This is a genomic window from Paenibacillus roseus, assembly GCF_016424485.1.
GTDB lineage: Bacteria > Bacillota > Bacilli > Paenibacillales > Paenibacillaceae > Paenibacillus_D > Paenibacillus_D roseus.
Genome location: NZ_JAELUP010000004.1, coordinates 115,181 through 132,748, shown reverse-complemented (window position 1 = coordinate 132,748; position 17,568 = coordinate 115,181). Strand labels below are relative to the sequence as shown.

The following is a 17,568-nucleotide window of genomic DNA, read 5'->3' as shown; positions in this document are numbered from 1 at the left end:
AATTCAGCAGTAAATGTACGTCTTTGTTTCGGCATAGTAGATCCGCTCCTTCATCTTATCTGCTCATTCTACTAGCCCTTATCTTCTCTGTCCAACTAAGTGTAGCCGATCCACCCAGATGGCTGTCCAGCTCCTCCTCCTCCTCTGGCTCTCTCGAAGCAGGGGGACTGCTTGTTTTTAAGCGGCTGATTTTCCCTACTCATGCAAGTGGCAGCTCACCCTTCTTCCCGGCCGAATCAGACGTAAGGTCGGCGTCTCCCGGCGGCAGCGCTCTACCGCACCGCTGTCTCTGTCCCCCGCTCAACTCATTAATATACCTGGATTCGCAGGACTCATCCAGCCCGATTTGCTCCAGCATATATTCTTGGATAGATATCGGCTTCTCCGGATTTGAACGTCAAAAATGCCGCTTCCTGATCTGGTATAATGCGGGATTCGACTTTCAAGCGATGGAACTGCACGGACATGATAGTATATACATTAATATGTTCTATCTTTGCCACAGCTCCCTCAAGTGAGGGGACTATAAGACAAAAATCGCAAACCCCAGGGCTGAAAATTTTTCCTGGAATCTTCGATTTTCCATATTCACACAATTTAATGACTCATTTTTGCTTCTTATTCATCCAAAAATCTAATTATGGGACAGTAAGGCTTCAATCAGCCACTGATATCAAAATGCTTATTTGGCATGAACGGCCATAAATAATCAAAATCAACTTTTCCATTTGATTTCCTTTTTGCAGAAGTTTGGAAAATTGTCGTATAGCTACTGGTAGAGCGTTTATATATATATAATTCATGTGAAGGGGCTTGGTCATGAGAACCAGCTACTCTCCAATCCCCGTCTCTCTCAATCCAGCCATCATAACCATAATTAATGTTTGGAGCAAAAGAGGGTCCAAATGGAATCCCACAATCAGTACCAGCACCAAATTTCTTTGCATTAGCTCCAAAACTATGTGGATTATACAAAAATAAATCAAAACCGCCGTTACTTGTAGTGCAATTTGCAGTTCTTGTTTCAATTACATTATTATTCTCATCAACCAGAGTAGTAGAATCATTTCTTACCCGATGACCATAAGTTGAATTATTAGGTTGATCAAACTCAATATCGATGTTTTGTTCAGTTTTACTATTATTAAACGCTAAAACATTAAAGTTTCGATTGTTCCCCAAAAAATAAGTATTACCTCCACCAGGGATAGGATTATCCACTCTATAATCAGGGATAAATGTTAGATATCTGAATGAAAAATAAGGAGGACTCGTAGAGTTTGTTGTAATTAAGTTTGCTTCATTAAGTGGTGCATTCTCAAGATTTTTCTCTGGATCATTATCAAGAGTCTTAACGAACTTTATGGATTCATACGTATGCTCCAATTCATCCAATTCTTCGTAGGACAAACCGTTTTTGTCCATTTCTTCTTTGATTGCATTGATTTCATTTTCACTAAGTTTTTTTGTTCCAATGATACTATAACGATATGTGGTGTTAGGTGCTAAATCACTATCCACGAAATTTCTCCCGGAAATATTCGCTATAAATTTACCATCTCTGTAAATTTCATAAATAGAATCATCATCTGGAATTTCAGGCCAACTTAAAACAATGTAGTTTGAACTTGCTACACTCTCCGTTGTCATATCTGGAGCTGTACGAGTACCACTAATTAATGTCTCTCTTATGTCAGATTGCGCTTTAGTTGAGATTCGGACTGTTTCAATTAACTTGTCTCCATCAAAAGCAGCAATAAAGTACTTTACAAGCTCATCGGGTTTGACGCCATTATCAATAAAAGTATTTTTTTTAGTTTCACCAATGAGTCGACCTTCTTTAAAAACCTTATAGTGACTTCCAAGTTGACTCCAGCTCAAAGTAATCGAAGATGTAGTCTTTTTTGTCTGTACTGTTAAAGGTTTAATTGCAATTGAATGAGCCATTGAATTTAATGGTTGTACAAATAAGGTAACCAGAATAGTTAGAATCAACAGTAAATGTATTTTCTTAAACAATTTATTTCCTCCCTCTATAAAGTAATGTTCGTCCGCTGCTATCACGTAATCTCAATATTTCAATTTTACAGCTTGAGCATTATACTACATGTTGAGCACTTTTTTCATGAATCAGTTATTATTGGTGCAAACCTCTTCCAGCCTACAATTAGTTTTTCTAAACTCGAATTACTTCATTTATTGGAATAGCTCCTTTCTTATATTCCGTTTTACATATTCGACATTTTATATGAAATTCCTTCCAAATAAATAAAATAATTTTTATTATATAAAAATATGGATTAAACCAGATCGTTTTGTTGTATGCAGATTTTTACCAACTTATATATACAACAGAGCAGGCCCGTTGATTAACCACTAAATGGTAGCAAAAAAGTCGTCAACCCGGTAAAATGTTTGTACCCCTACAAACCAACCGAAAGGTGACGACTCCATGAAAAAGTCTATCACGATTCCATCGATCCTTCAATCCATACGGACACCTGAAGAAGTCGCGCTCGTTATCCAATCGGTTGGCTACGTGGACACCGCTCGAAAATTTACGGTGTATCATTTGCTGCAGTATTGGTGCGCCGCAGCAAGTGAAGAATGGTCCGGTTATCGTTCCGGTACGGATCATGCTGCCCGTAATGGCTTGCCGGAAGTTCACTATTCCTGTTTTTCGGGAAAAGCCGCTGATGTACCGTTGGCTGTATTTAAAGAACTTTTTCATCTGCAAATGCAGCCGAGAAACGAGACGAAAACTGGCTTTTCCAAAAGAGTTGCTGCTCATTGACTCTACCACCGTGACGGTGGGAAAAACACGCTTACCTTGGGCTCCTTATCATGGAGAGCGAGCTGCGGTTAAACTGCATGTCGCCTTGCGGGCTGAAAATGGGAAACCGTTGAAAGTCACGGAAACGGTGGGCTCCAAACACGATGGACCCGTATGTGAATCGTTAGAAAATACCAGCTTTATTATGGTGATGGACCGAGCTTACGGCAAATTGGAGCGTCTGGATCGTTACCAAATCGAGGGACAATCTTTTGTCATTCGGCTTCGTGACAATGTCCATCTTGAAAAGCCACGAGCGTTGCGGCGTCAAGTCGTCACCGATTCTTCGATCATTCGCGATATCACCTGTCAACTCGGAACACCACAGTGCCGTTCCGAGAAACGTCATCGCGTGATCATCTTTCGGGACTTTGATGGACGAGAAATCCGAGTGGTGACCGATTTAATGCAAGTAACGGCGGAACAAATCGCCCTGATGTATAAAGCTCGCTGGGCAATTGGCGTGTCCAGCTAAGGACACAACTTCTAGTCGGTGAAAGTCCGACCGGGGGAAAAGACGAAACTCCCGTAGCCTGAGAGGCATCGCGGAACGAAAGTGAACCGATGGAGCCCTCTGACAAACATTCGAAAGGAATGTCGGCAAAACTCCAGGTTGTAACGTACAGTGAACGCAGACGTAGCCTCGTTACACGCAATTCCGGTGGCTGAGACGGTCGATAACGCGCGAAAGCAGCAAGAACTGACCGAAAGCGTCTGAAACGCAGTTCTCACCGGCGGGGTATCAGCCGCGATATGGAGGGAAAGAGGTTGTGGAAACTGGAGAAGCCCTCGGTACCCGGTGAAGAAAGCTCACCGAGGAGGCCGTTCCTATAACCGCGATCGGGAAATGGGACAGGTAGGTACCAGGGTGGCGGATCGGGCCGTACTACCGCGGATCCGTGCGCAGTAAAACGCACGGGGAGGGAAGGGCCCGGACCGGCAAGCAAATCCGTACGACCAAGGGAGGCAAGGGTGCCATGACAAAAACACCTATCAGCTTGCAGGAACTGAGGCGACGGATATATCGAAAGGCGAAGGCTGAACCTACGCATCGCTTCTGGGGATTGTTTACGCACATCACCCGAATGACCACGCTTCAAGAAGCGTACCAGCACGCAAAGAAAAACAACGGTGCCCCTGGCATTGACGGGAAAAGCTTCGCGGATGTGGAACGCGAAGGGGTCATTCCGTTTCTGGAAAGCATCCAAGCTGAACTCCAAGCGGGAACGTACCGACCGCAGGCGAACCGCAAAGTGGAAATACCGAAGGCCAACGGCAAAATGCGGACGCTGCAAATTCCAACCATTCGAGACCGTGTAGTACAAGGGGCACTGAAACTCATTCTGGAAGCGATATTTGAGGCGGATTTCTGCACAAACTCGTACGGATTCCGACCTAAGCGCTCCCAGCATCAAGCATTAGCGGAGGTACGACGCAGCGTAATGCGAAGAATGACGACGGTGATCGATGTTGACTTATCCCGTTACTTTGATACCATACGGCACTCGGTACTGTTGGGAAAGATCGCCAAGCGTGTCCAAGACCCGCAGGTCATGCACCTGGTGAAGCAGGTCATAAAGGCAGCAGGAAAGATCGGCGTGCCGCAAGGCGGCCCATTTTCACCATTACTACCTGAATGAGGTGGACTGGAAGTTTGACGACATCCGGCGGAAAACAGCGGAAGGGTCCTACGAAGCGGTCAACTACCATCGGTTTGCAGATGATATGCTGATCACCGTGAGCGGACACTCCAGCAAACGAGGATGGGCGGAATTAGCCTTACAGCGGCTGCGGGAACATTTGGAGCCTTTGGGTGTGGAACTGAATCTGGAGAAAACACGCATGGTCAATGCCTTGAAAGGAGACGCCTTCGCGTTTCTGGGATTTGATCTGCGTCGCGTGAAGAAGCGAAGTGGAACGGGCTATTTTATCCTCATGACACCGAAGAAGAAAGCCCGAATGGCCGCTAAAGCGCGAATCCGCGAAACGATTCGTAATGGCGGCACAAAACCGACCCAAGACATCGTGAAGGAGATTAACGCGATAACTGGCCGGGTGGGTGAATTACTTCCGCGTGGGGAACGCCAGCGACGCATTCAGCGAAATACGCGATTACACGGAGATGAAACTTCGGACGTTGCTAACCAGAAGGAAACGGAGACGAAAAAGTAGCATCGGATGGCGGAGATGGAGTAATGAGTATCTGTATGGCGTGCTGGGACTGTATTAGGACTGGAAAGTCCAACCGCTCCAAAGCGCAACAGCGTACCGATGAAAGTGTTCGCCATACCGATAGGTCCCATAACCCGTTCGATGAAGTTTGCTGGGTGAGCTGCTTGAGGGAAAACCTCACGAGCAGTTCTTATGGGGAGGGGCTGGAAACGGGTTCAATGACACCGCGCCAGTCCTTTACCCGACAAGTTTTCTTTCGTTGGATCAAGCAGCACTTGAACATTCCTACTCTATTTGGCACGACAGAAAATGCCGTCTACGGCCAATTGTTCACAGCGCTGATCGTCTTTGTGCTGCTCAAATGGCTGTTTGATGGGGCTCAGCATGACTTGCCCCGCCACACTGAGCTCTCTTTTGTTCGATTTGCTCGCTTGCTATTCCTTAATCGGTTACCCGCTTCTGGATAATCAACAGGCCTGACAACAGAGTCTAAAAATTTAATGTTTCAACTCTATGAAAACGGGAAAATTCATAGCAGCGATTGTGGAGAAATTATGAGCATACTACTTGGCTTTAGATCGCTGGATTATTCAAGTGTAGACCCCAAGTTCTTTCTCCCAAAATATCTGCCGCTCTCTTAAAGAGAATTCTTTTGGTTTTGCTATTACAGGAATTTATCGTATCCTATATAAGTTGTACTTAAGAAACGGTGGCGGGTAGCCGGAGTGTGAAAGGATTCTGGAGAAGCAGAGCGCTGGCCTTTGTTCCCGAATTTCCCCTGTTACTACTCTTCATTCAAGAAATCCGGGAACAACAGCGATCGGAAGAACCTTTCACACGCAGGCCTGGCCTGACTTTCTTTCGTTCAACTTATATAGATGTATTCCATCTTATTTCTTATTTCCATAATATCACTTTGTTATTCGAGATCAAACCTCTTAACCAGCCTAATCATCGTGACATACTATAAAAGGAAAAATTTATAAAAAAATGATTGATTCTTATTTAATTTTATCGTTCTCCTCGTCGATGTTTATTTCAACGCAAAAGGGATGTCCAGTAGTCAGTTTTCACTGACTTTCTGGACGGCTCTATAATATGGATTTATTTTACAGACCCAAAACATTGTAATACTTATAAATCTGCTGACATCTTGTGATCTTTATTTACGTAAGATATGTTTAAAAATGGTATCAATCAACCATAATCCCATTGCTGCCACAATCACTGTGTACACTATCCCGCCGCTATATTTCATAAGAGAAGGAAATCCTTCTAGATCGTTGAGCGCGAGCCAAAAGATAACCATCCCTGCAAATATTAAATGTATAATCCCCCCCATGAGCAGTCCCAGTATATTTCCTTTTATTCTTAAGCTAATTAATTCTGCTGCAATAGAGCAGGGTACTCCAATGATTAAATAACCAATACAGAAAATTGTGAAATAGACTACAAATGAAGAAGAACCATAAATAAGTACCAAGAAATACGATAAAATTACACTTGAAAATATAGCAGATATAATCTTCCTCAGAATTATTCTCTTCATTCTATTTCCCCTTATTTTTTGGTAATATTTTCCCGGTTGTTTGGTTCTAATCTATCGGCTAAATCAGCAATGCTCATTTCTCTTGCCTCAAGCAGCATTCTTCCCTTAAATGATCATGCTCATAAAATCACACTCCCTTACCTAATCATATCTGAATTATTTTCCCAAAGTAAAGAATTATTGTTTTGGCAGAAACAATCATTTTCTAACGAGATGCTCGATACCCGTGTAGTCAGTGTCTTCTTAACGCAAAACACCCCAAGTTTGCCCCTCACATCTTCCGATGCAGATGGATTATCTTGAAGGTGTTTTGATTTGTCTCACTTAGGTGCAGTCCCGTTGACTGATCACCCATTGCTGCTCTGGCAGGCGCAACCTCCAGGATTGGACTTGTCGCTACCGCCTCAACCTCCTATATAGAGCCATTCAATTTGGCGCGCTTGCTAATGTCAGTTGACCATATCAGCAAAGGACGAGCCGGCTGGAATATTGTTACGACTAGGGATTTATCCGGCAATCCAACCCGGAATTTTGGCGCTGAGGAACATCTGGAACACAGCTTCCCCGATTTTCAAAAACACCACCCTGTCATCGTCAGGGACAATCCGACGCTGCGGGAGTTATATTCCATGCTTACAGGCGCATTCAGCCGTGATGAGCTGGTTGGAACACCAGACAAAATTGCCAATACGCTGGAGCGCTGGTTTCGGGAGGAAGCAACCGACGGCTTTATGCTGATGGCCCCGTCGCTGCCTGACGGGTTGGAGGATTTCGTGGACCTGGTTGTACCTATCCTGCAATCAAGAGGGCTTGTCCGCAGCGAGTATGAAGGCGATACTTTTATACAACGAGCTTAAGCGGCTGATTTTCTCTACTCATGCAAGTGGCAGCTCACCCTTCTTCCCGGCCGAATCAGACGTAAAGTCGGCGTCTCCCGGCGGCAGCGTTCCACTGCAAATGGGCAGCGGGTGTGAAAAGCGCAGCCGGAAGGCGTAGCGGAAGCACTCGGAATCTCCCCTTGAAGCCTGATTCGCTCTTGCCTTTGCCCTCTGTGCTTCGCCGGGATGGCAGATACGAGCGCTCTCGTATAGGGATGCAGCGGGGACGTATACAGATCGTTCACATCTGCCAATTCCACGATTTTGCCCAAATACATGACTGCTACACGGTCGCTCATGTAATGGACGACATTCAGGTCATGAGAGATGAACAGGTAGGTCAATGAAAATTGTTGCTGCAAATCTTTGAGCAAATTCAAAATTTGCGACTGAACCGATACGTCAAGCGCGGATACGGGCTCATCCAGAATAAGAAATTCCGGCTGAAGCATAAGCGCTCTCGCAATGCCGATCCGCTGTCTCTGTCCCCCGCTCAACTCATGAATATACCTGAATTCATAGGATTCATTTAACCCGATTTGCTTCAGCATATCGCGTACCTTCGCCTTTCGCTCAGGACGTGTACCGATACGGTGAATGCGAAGCGGCTCCTCCAGCAGGGCGGCAATTATATGCTTCGGGTTCATGGACGTATACGGGTCCTGGAACACATACTGAATTTGCTTGCGCAGCTGATTGTCACGACCAGACCTTAGTTTTTGCAAATCCTCGCCTTTGTAGAAAAGCCGTCCGCCTGTCGGCTCCAGCAATCTCGCCGTGAGCTGTCCGACAGTCGACTTGCCGCAGCCGCTTTCCCCGACAAGTCCGAGTGTTTCTCCCTTGCGGATATGGAGCGATATGCCATCAACCGCCTTCAAGGTCTGTTTGCTTCCCCATATACTGCCAAGCGGATAATGCATCTGAAGCTGATCGATTTCAACTAATGGCTGTCTCTGTGGCTCGAGCTGAATCGCCATGGCTTATTCCCCCTTCCTGCTCGGCTGCGAAGCACCGTACACGATGCTGTCCTCCCATTCCGACCAATGCGGGCTGGTGCATGCGGCAAATCTCGGTTGCCAGCTGGCATCGGGAATAGAATCTGCAGCCCTCGTTCCGATTATGAAGTGCTGGCACAGCGCCGGGTATGGCGTACAGCCGTTCATGTTTTTTGTCTGGTGAGGGGATAGATTGCAGCAATCCGACCGTATACGGATGCTTGGGAGCATCGAACAGCTCGTTTGCCGTCCCCTGCTCCACGATTTGTCCGGCGTACATGACGGCAATCCGGTCACATAGTTCGGCAATAACACCAAGATCATGGGAGATGAACAAAATAGAAGTCTGGTCCTCATCGCGAATTTGCCGCAGCAAATCCAGAATATCTGCCTGAATGGTCACATCCAGCGCAGTTGTCGGTTCATCGGCAATGAGCAGTCTGGGGCCGCAGCTCAGCGCAATTGCGATCATGACACGCTGGCGCATGCCGCCGGATAACTGATGGGGATAGGCTTTCAGCAGTGCCTCCGGTTTTGGCAGCCCTACCCGCTGGAGCAGCCGGAGAGCTTCCTCCTTCGCCTGCTTCTTCGTATATTTCAGATGCAGACGCAGCATCTCAGTAATTTGCTGCCCAACGGTCAAGGACGGATTGAGCGAAGTGAGCGGGTCTTGGAAAATCATGGCCAGTTCTTTGCCCCTTAATTTGCGAACCTGCTCGGCGGTCAATTGATGCACCGGCTTCTCGTCGTACCAGATCTCTCCGTCATGAATGTGCATGTCCTTGGCGAGCAGTCCCATGATGGCTAGAGACAGCACGCTTTTGCCACAGCCGGATTCTCCTACGATGCCAATAATTTCACCTTGATGGACCGTTAGATCAATGCTGTCAATAACGGTAAGCGGGTCCCTTCCATTTAGCTGCACCTCCAGACCGCGAATATCTAGCAATGGTTCTGCGGAGGCGGATGAGTTGCGTTGAGGACGTGGCTTCTCCTTCATGTTCTGTTGGGCCCTTGGCTCCGACTCCGAGGAATCCTGCAAATCCGGCAGCGCCTGTTCATGTTCGCCAAAGCTTGAAAGAAAACGTTCAGGCATACCGTACTCCATCCATGCCGACTCTTTTTCTTTTAAGCTTTGAACGGCTGACCGTTCTTTCTTTTTAGGTAATTTCAGCACCTGGGTTTCTCCTCCTTAGGCTCGTTGGTCCCGCAAGTCGCGAATGCCGTCTCCAAGCAGATTGAAACCGAGCACAGTCAGCGTGATGAACAGCCCCGGAGCAAGCGCGAACCAGGGCGCTTTGCTGATATAGCTTTGCGATTCATTGAGCATTCGTCCCCAGCTTGGATCGGGCGGCTGCACGCCAAGCCCCAGATAGCTTAAAGCGGCTTCCACCAGAATGGCGGTCGAGAAGCTGAGCGAAGCGGCAACGATGACGGGAGAAATCACATGCGGCATCATATGCCGAAATATAAGCGTGCCGTGCCCGGCTCCAAGACCGCGCGCCGCCCTGACGAATTCTGCCTGCTTGAATTGGAGAAAGCCGCTGCGAATGACGCGCGCAAAATTCGGGATGGACAAGATGCCGATGGCTATCATCGTCTGGAACAGGCTTGGTTCAAAGACCGTAACGAGAATGAGCGCCAGCAGGATTCCGGGAAAAGCGAGCAGCGCATCTACGATGCGCATGAGTGTCTCGTCTGCCCAGCGACCGACATATCCGGCTGTTGCGCCTATAACGAAACCGCCAGTCAACCCAATGGCGACGGATACGAGGCCGACTGCAAATGCCGTCCTTGATGCTTCCATCACTCTGCTGAAAATATCCCGTCCGAAATTATCTGTTCCGAACCAGTGGACGTCTCCCGGCGCTTGCAGCCGGGACTGTATATTCATTTCATTCACATCATGCGGGAGATAGACAAAGCTGATGATCATCATCGCAAACAGGATCGCGACCAGCACAATGCCAATCCAAAGCGTTGATTTTGTTTTGCTTTTCATCGGGACGAGCGCCCCCTATTTGTAAGGTAATTTAGATTATGGGCTATTATATACACTCACCGGATTTTCGGATTAAGCCACCGGTATGACAGATCAACGATCAGATTCACAGTAATTACGATTAATGCAATGAGCAGCACCATGCCCTGGACAAGCGGAAAATCCCGATTTCCAATCGCTGTAATGAGCAGCCTCCCCATACCGGGAAGGGTGAACACCTGTTCAATGACAAGGCTGCCGGCCAATATCTCCCCAAAATTAACCCCGATTACCGTGATGACGGGAATAAGCGCGTTTTTGAGCACATGCCGGTAATAGACGGAACTGTTCTTAAGGCCTTTGCTATGAGCCGTTCGTACATAATCCTCCCCTAGCTGCTCGAGCATCGTTGTCCGCAGATACCGCACGACAATTGCAATTTGCGGGATCGCCAGCGCAATTGCCGGAAGTGTCAGCGATTTGAGAGACAACCATATATTTTCCGACCAGGGCACATAAGCGCTGACCGAGAACCATTTCAGCATAAGTCCAAAGACGAGAATAAGCAGAATGCCTGACCAGAAGGATGGGATGGCAAGCCCCAACTGTGTGCCAATCGAAATGATCAGATCCACGGCCTTCCCTCTGGCTCTGGCGGCAGCAATGCCCAGCGGAACAGATACGATTATTGTAATGAACAATGTCAGAACAGCTAATGAGAATGTCACAGGGAGCCGACTGACGATCAAATCAAGCACCGGTTCGGAAAATCGCAGCGATTGTCCGAAATCAAATTGCAGCACGCCGCCGATCCAGCTAAAAAACTGCTCATGCAGCGGTCCTCCGAGCCCGAGCTTCTGTTCCAGCTCTGCGATCTGCTCCGGGGACGCATCCATGCCAAGGATCGTATGCGCCGGATTGCCGGGGATAATCCGAAAGGCCAGGAAGGTCAGCAGAATGACGAAGAGCAACGTAAGAACAAGAGTCAGCATTCGCCGCGCTACGAACACTTTAGGCACCTCCCCTTCCTTGCTATCTGATTGCACGGCGTAAACGCGCGTGCCGGCCGCCCGAGCTTGAATCAAGCTTGGACTTCCGGCCGCTGCTTCTGAGAACGTCTTCCCCTTACTTCGTCCAATAGACGGTGGACAAATCCTGCACATAAAGCGGATATTGCTTGTAGCCCTGGAGCTTCGGCTTGAGAGCAACATTCAAGTAAGGGTCCATAATGTACACCGCTGCCGCGTCCTTGGCCAGTATGGTCTGCGCCTGCTTGAACAAGTCTGTACGTTTGGCGGCATCTACCTCAGTCACCGTAGCTGTCAACGTTTTGTCGAATTCAGGGCTGTTGTAGTTAAAGAAATTATTCGACGAGTCGGATAAATACTTGTTCAAGATATCATAAGGGTTGAGCTTGCCGTCAAAGCCAATAATTGTCGCCTCGTAATCCCGGCCTTTATAGATGCGCTCCAGCCATACTGCCCATTCCACCGGCTCAATCGTTACTTTGATACCTACCTTGGACAATTGCTGTGCAATCACTTCTCCCGTCGATACATGGAACGCGTAATTGGACGGAACCGACAGTTTGATGGAAATATCGTCAGCATGTCCAGCCTCAGCGAGCAATGCTTTCGCTTTATCTGCATCATAAGCGTACAGATCCTCCAGCCCTTCTTGGAAATAATGCTTCATAATCGGACTGAGATGGGAGCCTAGTTTGATGCCACGGCCAATCGCTACGCCTTGAATCAGCTCATCCTTGTTGACCGCGTGATTGATAGCCTGGCGTACCCGAATGTCATCGAACGGTTTTTTCGCAATATTGTACACCAGCACTTGCACCAGATTTTGCGGTCCGCTGACAGCCTGGTAGCTGTCGCCAAGCTCTTCCAGCTTTTCTGTTCCGATTCTCGGGTAGATATCGGCCTCTCCGGATTTGAATGTCAGGAATCCTGCTTCCTGGTCCGGTATAATGCGGAACTCGACTTTATCGAGCGATGGAATTCCACTGACATAGTAGGTTTCGTTCTTTTCTACAACAAGCCGCTGGCCAGGCAAATATTCCTTGAACTTGAACGGCCCGGTGCCGATTGGTTTCGTGTTGCTGTCGGCATAATCCTTTGGAATAATTGCTGCTGTCAATGCCGTGAGGAAAGATGAATTATTCTCCTTCAGTTTGAATACAACGGTCGATTCGTCGGGAGTCTCAATATTCGCTATACCGGCAAAACTGACATTGAGCGGCTTGCCTGTATCTGCACCTGCCAGACGGTCGTAAGAATATTTCACATCCTCAGCCTTGACCGGGTTGCCGTTGTGGAATTTAACACCGGAGCGAAGCTTGAACGTATACGCCAGTCCATCCGGTGAAATCTCATAGGACTCGGCAACCGCCGGGTAGAGTTCGCCTTTTTCATTCGGCTTCAGCAATCCTTCGAAAACATTGAACATAATTTCTGTCGTCCCGGCAGCGACAGCCAGGTGAGGGTCGAGATAATCCGGGTCTTGAGGGACGATGACGACAGCATTTCCCCCTTCGATTTTATCCCCTTCGGCCGGCGTATCTTCTTTTTTGTCCACTTTGTCCGTTTCATTGGATGATGCCGGCGGATTGGCGGCTTTGGCAGCATTGTTTTTGTTCCCCGTATTTCCCCCGGCACAGGCAGCCAGCATGACAAGTGCAAGCAGGCTAACGCTTATCTGCAGCAGATAGCGGGCGGATTTGGATTTGACAGTTGGTTTCACAGACTTCTCCTCCTATAGGCACTCGTTAAGAGCGATGGAATTTCCTCAATAGAATGAACAGTCAGGTCATGCTGGATCTCCTCAATGCCCAGTCGGCCAAATCGATTGACCAGTATTGAGTCAAGGCCAGCCTTTGCGCTGCCTGCAACATCGTCATAGTAATTGTCTCCGACATAGATGCATTCACTCGGGGTTACTCCTGCCAGACGGAGGGAATAATCGAAAATTTTACGCGATGGTTTCTCTTCTCCTGCTTCGGATGAAATGACAATATGATCAAAAAATGGCGTCAATCCATTCTCATCCAATACACGGCGCGCTGTATGGTCCCAATTGCTGATCAGGCCGATGCCGATGGAACGGCGTTTAAGCTCTTGCAGCACTTGAACAGTAAAGGGGAAGGCCCGCCAGTCGTGGCCCTGCTCCTTCCCAATGGCGGTCAGCCGCTGATGCTGCTCATGTAGACCAACATGGACGCCAAGCTCATAATTAAGCAGCCCCAGATACCAGGGGAAAAAAGTCTCCTGCGCTTTTCCCAGCACGCCGGGGTACTGGCGCATAAACAGTTTGTCTGTCAGATGATAGGCGCGCTCGATTTGTCCGATATCCCGGTGAATGCCCTTCTCCTGCAACCATTGTTGAAATCCTTGTTCTCTGGGCAAGTAAACCAGGGTATAGCCCAGATCAAACCAAGCGTAAGATTTATTCATGCTTCCTCCAAGCGATTATGTAGTTGCAGATGAGCTGACAGGCAGCAGAATGTGTGACGGATAGCGCTCGTCATGATAAACGGTCTGAGTAGCCGTACGAAAATCTGCCTCCCTCACCTCCCCCGGCGGCAAAATGCGATTCGGATTGCGATCGAATGTCGGGAACAATGAACTGGTCACATCCAGACGGATTGCATGACCCTTCTTGAGCAGAATGGCGGTCGAGCCGAGCGATATTTCATAGCGGATGACCTTCCAGGGCTCTACAGCTTCCTGCTTCTCCAGAGAGTTGCGGCATGAAGCGCGTATGATGCCTTCTGCAATGTTATAAGCTGAACCATCGGGATAGACGTCTACAAGCTTGGCGACGAAGTCGGTATCCTCTGTCGATGTCGCTGCATACAGCACAACCTTGATTTCACCGGCGATGACTGTATCCTCAGCAAGAGGCGCTGACGTATAGACCAGCACATCGTTGCGGATCTCGATCGGAAGCTGATTCTTCGGCCCCATAGGCGTCAAATCAGGTACTGCGCCCGATCGGCCGCCTAACGCCGGAACCGGGATTGACGGATGATAGACGAATAGATCCGGCTGCTCCTGCAAGGGAGGTTCAGGCGACAGACTGCCGTCCCCGTTAATAGAATTGGCTCTTTCTTTGCTGTGCAAATAATAGGGAACTTGCACCGCGTCGGCAGGCGGCCACTGTGGAGACTGCTCCCAACGGTTCGCACCCATCAAAAAATACTGTACAGGGGCAACTCCATCCCAACTTGCTTCCTTTCCCTTGAGCCAGCGGTCGAACCACCGCAGTTGAAGCTGGTCAATCCGGTTGTCAGCCTCTGACCCAAAGTCGAGTTCGCCGACATACCTGGACCATGGCATATGGAACCAGGGTTCAACTATCAAATATTGATGCTCTCTTGCCTCGCTGCTCGATGCCAGCTGGCGCAATCCGCCAAAATTCTCAATCGTGCCATCAAGGAAAATATCGTACCAGCCTGCCAAGTGCAACGCAGGCACGCCGATCTGATCATACTGCTCCTTGATCGAATGCTTTCGCCAGTAATCGTCACGCAACGGGTGATCTAGCCATTCCTTGTAGTAAGGAGCAAGCTCTCCGATTATACCGGGCGTCTCCGTCAATGGAAGATGCTTGTAGAGCGCAGTTGCTGCTGCATAACGGGCCGAAATCTCGGAAGCCCATTCGCCTCTCCCTTGTCGCAATGCGGTGTCCTGACTGACAAATAGCACCCAGGACAAGTTGCAGGCAAGCGCGAAAGCACCATTGCGATACACCTTGCCCTGATAGGCATCCGAACCTATCATTGCCGGTACGATGCATGTGAGCGCTGGCGGATGCGCCGCCGCAGTCAGCAGTTGGGCAGCGCCGACATACGAAAATCCATACATGCCTACACGTGGCAGTGCAAATGGAAGTGCTGCCGCCCATTCGACCGTATCGTAGCCGTCCTCGGCTTCATGGTCATATGGATGAAAATCCCCTTCGGATGACCACCTTCCTCGAGTATCCTGGGCAATCACGACATAGTCGTGACGCGCGTACCAGGCAGGGTGGGCATAGTTCATCGTCTGTGCATCTTCTTTGTTGTAGGGCGTGCGTATGAGCAGCACGGGATAGCGATCAGCCGTATCAGGCCGATAGATGTCCGCATACAGCTTGACGCCGTCGCGCATGACTACGGGCACATTCCGCTCGATCAGGATGTCTTCGATTCTGTTCTGACTTGCCATCGCTGTCTCTTTCCCCCTTCATCGAACTCAAAAAGGAGATGCACTGCTCGCACAGCACATCTCCGGTTTACCGGTCAATATGACTATTCCCATTAAATTAGTTGGTTTTATGGAGAGATATTACCATTTCTTTCCGTTCGACGTCAACTCTTTTTTGAGAGGAGTTTATAATTCAGGGTCTTTCTTTCCCTTTTAAGCAATGGTATAAATGAGTAACTAGATAAAGTTGTGTCGCAGGTTTCGTATAGGTGTCTAAATAACATTTGTTTTGAATATTAATGCGTGCAAACACGTATAATTATGTCACGTATATTGGTCAATTATGTTATAATAAGACTCAAATAAACACTGTCTATCCACAAAACAGGAACTGCCGAAGGAGGTTATGAACGATGAAGGATTACGATACGGATATTGAGAAAGAATCGTCACTCGGCCATGTGGTCAAAGTCCAGCATGTCATTGATTTTCTTGTTCTGGCTGAGCTGCAAAACGGGCGCCGTTATGGAAAACAGCTGGATCGTGTAATTACAACGGCGCTGCAAGGCGTCGGCGTCAACGACTCCTACCTCGCTCAGCGCTTGAAGAAACTTGCTGAGAAAGGCCATGCCGCCAGTCAATGGGATGACGACAACCGTTATAACCGGTTTTATGAAATCACGGACTCGGGCCTCGAATACTTCAGACAGCTTCAGCGTGATCTTCCCGAACGCGTCGCTCTGGCTCTTAAGGTGTACAAGCTGTTCGAGAATACAATAAAGAAGCATCAAGTGTAACCTTCTTGTGATTCGATCTACTTCTTAACTAGCATTTCGTAGTGTACTGGATTCCCCTTTCCGTTGTATAGTACAATTTTAAAAGTTGCAGAAATTCGGGAACAATAGCGATCGGAAGAATCTCTCACGCAGGCCTTGCCTGACATTCAACAAAGGGGACGATTAAATTGGAATATCGCCAGCTTGGAAGATGCGGAATGAACGTGTCCGTACTAGGACTTGGCACGAATGCCTTCGGAAAACGAGCCGATGAGGCAACATCAATCCGGATCATTCATCAAGCGCTGGACAGTGGCATTAATTTCATTGATACCGCCAATATTTATGCTGGTTCAGAGTCGGAGCGGATTATCGGAGAAGCACTGAGCGGCCGACGTCAGAGCGCCGTCCTGACCACCAAGGCCGGGCTAATCAACGGGCAAGGCCCCAATGACCGCGGCTCTTCACGGTTTCATTTGCAGCAGGAACTGGAAAGCAGCCTTCGCCGTCTGAAGACGGATTACGTCGACTTGTATCAGATTCATACATTTGATCCGTACACCCCGCTGGAGGAAACGCTTCGCACACTCGATGATATGGTAAGCTCAGGAAAGGTCCGTTATATCGGCGCCTCCAACTATGCCGCATGGGAACTGATGAAAGCGCTTGGCATCAGTGATTATAAGGGCTTCATTCGCTATACCTCCACCCAAAACAGCTATTCGCTGGCTGATCGTACAATTGAGCAGGAACTGGTTCCGTTATGTCTGGATCAGGGACTTGGCATTATCCCTTATTTCCCGCTGGCAGGCGGTATCTTGAGCGGCAAGTACGGCAGCAGGGACATTCCGGCTGCATCCAGAGCGAGCACAGACCCAGGCTTTAACCGCTTCCTGGAAGAGAGGAACATTCAGCTTGGACAGCAGGTCAGCAGACTCGCAGAAGCATACGGCACGACGCCAAGCACCCTCTCGCTTGCCTGGCTAATAGACCGCCCTGCCGTCTCTACTGTTATTGTCGGCGCTACGCGTACGGAGCAGCTTGAGGAAAATCTGCAAAGCACCGCGCTTGTGCTAAGTCAGGAGCAGAAGGATGAGCTGGATGCCATTAGCGAACCGTTCCGCCATGGCAAACCTTTTGCCGTTTACCGCTTGCCATAAATGAAACCCATGCAAAAACCGGCTGTCCTCAT

At 48.5% G+C, this 17,568-nt stretch carries 15 protein-coding genes and 1 pseudogene; 7 read left to right on the top strand and 9 right to left on the bottom strand.

What is annotated here, in order from left to right:
- Nucleotides 1–660: 660 nt before the first annotated feature.
- Nucleotides 661–2,019 (bottom strand): fibronectin type III domain-containing protein, encoded by a 1,359-nt coding sequence (locus JFN88_RS02160; RefSeq protein WP_199017639.1) that lies wholly within the window; start codon nucleotides 2,017–2,019, stop codon nucleotides 661–663.
- A gap of 433 nt (nucleotides 2,020–2,452) precedes the next feature.
- Between JFN88_RS02160 and JFN88_RS02155 the strand changes: the two genes are divergently transcribed.
- The 4 genes and pseudogenes from JFN88_RS02155 (at nucleotide 2,453) to JFN88_RS02140 (ending at nucleotide 5,472) form a co-directional block, all read left to right on the top strand.
- Complete coding sequence (locus JFN88_RS02155) at nucleotides 2,453–2,794, top strand: hypothetical protein (protein WP_199017638.1); 342 nt, start codon at nucleotides 2,453–2,455, stop codon at nucleotides 2,792–2,794.
- Nucleotides 2,697–3,308 (top strand): transposase, encoded by a 612-nt coding sequence (locus tag JFN88_RS02150; RefSeq protein ID WP_199017637.1) that lies wholly within the window; start codon nucleotides 2,697–2,699, stop codon nucleotides 3,306–3,308. The genes JFN88_RS02155 and JFN88_RS02150 overlap by 98 nt, the downstream gene beginning before the upstream one ends.
- A gap of 502 nt (nucleotides 3,309–3,810) precedes the next feature.
- Nucleotides 3,811–5,063 (top strand): annotated as a pseudogene (gene ltrA, locus JFN88_RS24755) (group II intron reverse transcriptase/maturase).
- A 160-nt stretch (nucleotides 5,064–5,223) separates the two neighbouring features.
- The gene (locus JFN88_RS02140) at nucleotides 5,224–5,472 is read left to right on the top strand and encodes a hypothetical protein (protein ID WP_233167336.1); all 249 of its coding nucleotides are present in this window, start codon (nucleotides 5,224–5,226) and stop codon (nucleotides 5,470–5,472) included.
- Between the two features lie 695 nt (nucleotides 5,473–6,167).
- On the opposite strand, the gene JFN88_RS02135 is transcribed toward JFN88_RS02140, so the two are convergent.
- A complete protein-coding gene (locus JFN88_RS02135; RefSeq protein WP_199017636.1) occupies nucleotides 6,168–6,554 on the bottom strand; it encodes a hypothetical protein in 387 nt (128 codons plus the stop codon).
- 353 nt (nucleotides 6,555–6,907) lie between these two features.
- Here JFN88_RS02135 and JFN88_RS24750 point away from each other — a divergent pair, with 353 nt between their 5' ends.
- Nucleotides 6,908–7,411 carry an LLM class flavin-dependent oxidoreductase gene (locus JFN88_RS24750; protein ID WP_199017652.1) on the top strand — a complete coding sequence of 168 codons (504 nt, stop codon included), beginning with the start codon at nucleotides 6,908–6,910 and terminating at the stop codon, nucleotides 7,409–7,411.
- A gap of 14 nt (nucleotides 7,412–7,425) precedes the next feature.
- On the opposite strand, the gene JFN88_RS02125 is transcribed toward JFN88_RS24750, so the two are convergent.
- The 7 genes from JFN88_RS02125 to JFN88_RS02095 form a co-directional block, all read right to left on the bottom strand.
- Nucleotides 7,426–8,409: an ABC transporter ATP-binding protein gene (locus JFN88_RS02125; protein ID WP_199017635.1), complete on the bottom strand. Its 984-nt coding sequence runs from the start codon at nucleotides 8,407–8,409 to the stop codon at nucleotides 7,426–7,428.
- A complete protein-coding gene (locus JFN88_RS02120; RefSeq protein WP_332908418.1) occupies nucleotides 8,369–9,604 on the bottom strand; it encodes an ABC transporter ATP-binding protein in 1,236 nt (411 codons plus the stop codon). The genes JFN88_RS02125 and JFN88_RS02120 overlap by 41 nt, the downstream gene beginning before the upstream one ends.
- A 15-nt stretch (nucleotides 9,605–9,619) precedes the next feature.
- A complete protein-coding gene (locus JFN88_RS02115) occupies nucleotides 9,620–10,429 on the bottom strand; it encodes an ABC transporter permease (protein ID WP_199017634.1) in 810 nt (269 codons plus the stop codon).
- A 56-nt stretch (nucleotides 10,430–10,485) separates the two neighbouring features.
- Complete coding sequence (locus JFN88_RS02110) at nucleotides 10,486–11,418, bottom strand: ABC transporter permease (protein WP_332908419.1); 933 nt, start codon at nucleotides 11,416–11,418, stop codon at nucleotides 10,486–10,488.
- 115 nt (nucleotides 11,419–11,533) lie between these two features.
- Nucleotides 11,534–13,156: an ABC transporter substrate-binding protein gene (locus JFN88_RS02105; protein WP_332908417.1), complete on the bottom strand. Its 1,623-nt coding sequence runs from the start codon at nucleotides 13,154–13,156 to the stop codon at nucleotides 11,534–11,536.
- Nucleotides 13,153–13,866, bottom strand: a complete 714-nt coding sequence (locus JFN88_RS02100) for an HAD family hydrolase (protein ID WP_199017633.1) — start codon at nucleotides 13,864–13,866, stop codon at nucleotides 13,153–13,155. The genes JFN88_RS02105 and JFN88_RS02100 overlap by 4 nt, the downstream gene beginning before the upstream one ends.
- Nucleotides 13,867–13,881: 15 nt before the next feature.
- Nucleotides 13,882–15,621, bottom strand: coding sequence for a CocE/NonD family hydrolase (locus JFN88_RS02095; protein WP_199017632.1), 1,740 nt, complete (start codon nucleotides 15,619–15,621; stop codon nucleotides 13,882–13,884).
- Nucleotides 15,622–16,013: 392 nt separating this feature from the next.
- On the opposite strand from JFN88_RS02095, the gene JFN88_RS02090 reads away from it, so the two are divergent.
- Nucleotides 16,014–16,397 (top strand): PadR family transcriptional regulator, encoded by a 384-nt coding sequence (locus tag JFN88_RS02090; protein ID WP_199017631.1) that lies wholly within the window; start codon nucleotides 16,014–16,016, stop codon nucleotides 16,395–16,397.
- A 167-nt stretch (nucleotides 16,398–16,564) separates the two neighbouring features.
- Nucleotides 16,565–17,536 carry an aldo/keto reductase gene (locus JFN88_RS02085; protein WP_199017630.1) on the top strand — a complete coding sequence of 324 codons (972 nt, stop codon included), beginning with the start codon at nucleotides 16,565–16,567 and terminating at the stop codon, nucleotides 17,534–17,536.
- Nucleotides 17,537–17,568: the final 32 nt, after the last annotated feature.